The organism is Mycobacterium sp. E2989, from assembly GCF_001667595.1.
Taxonomy (GTDB): Bacteria; Actinomycetota; Actinomycetes; order Mycobacteriales; family Mycobacteriaceae; genus Mycobacterium.
The window spans coordinates 1-881 of sequence record NZ_LZJX01000106.1; the positions used below are offsets into that span (position 1 = coordinate 1).

General features: G+C 69.4%; 1 protein-coding gene. It reads right to left on the reverse strand.

The features are described 5' to 3' along the window. Positions 1-881: AMP-binding protein (locus tag A5680_RS18540; RefSeq protein ID WP_156675170.1), on the reverse strand; the 881-nt coding region annotated here is incomplete at both ends.

Sequence of the window (881 nt, forward strand, 5' to 3'; positions counted from 1 at the left end):
CACCACCTCCGGTGGGCAGGCCTCCCCGGCCAACACCAGCGCCACCCCGTCCAGGCCGGCCGGATCCAGCATCGCCACCGCCGACGGGGTCTGCGTCAACACCGTCACGCCCTCAGCGGCCAGGACCTCGCGCAGCTCCTCGGGGGCGCGCGCGGTGTCCTCCTCCACGATGACCACTCGGCCCCCACGCAACAACGGGGCGAAAATCTCCCACACCGAAACATCGAAAGCCAACGAATGCGCGTGCGACCACACCCCCGGTGCGGGCAACCCCGCATCCAACGAGCCGATCAACGCCGTCACGTTGCGATGGCTCACCCCAACACCTTTGGGCACACCCGTAGTCCCCGACGTGTAGATCACATACGCCACACCATCGGCATCCGGCTCCGGCAAAACCATCTCCGGCGCGCCACCAACGTCGGGATCATCCACGTCGATCACGGCCACCCCGTGGTGGGCGAGCCGCCCAGCCCACTGCGCCGTGGTCAACACCGCCGCCGGTCGCGCATCAGCGAGCATGAACCCGATCCGCGCATCCGGGGACCCCGGATCCATCGGCACATACGCCGCCCCGGCCTTCAACACCGCCAACATCGCCGCGACCGCCTCCACGGACCGCGACAACAGCACCCCCACCGTGGACCGCGGACCCACACCCCGCGCCACCAAAAACCGCGCCAACCGCGTCGAGACCGCATCCAGCTCGCCATAGGTAACCGACACACCCGCACCCGACACCGCCACCGCACCCGGCGCCGCCGCCACCCGCGCGGCAAACACCGCGGGAACCGACACCCCCACCCCCCCCCCCCCCCCCAAGACCCCCCCCAAAACACCCCCACCCAAACCCACACCCAACACAAAAACAACCACAACAA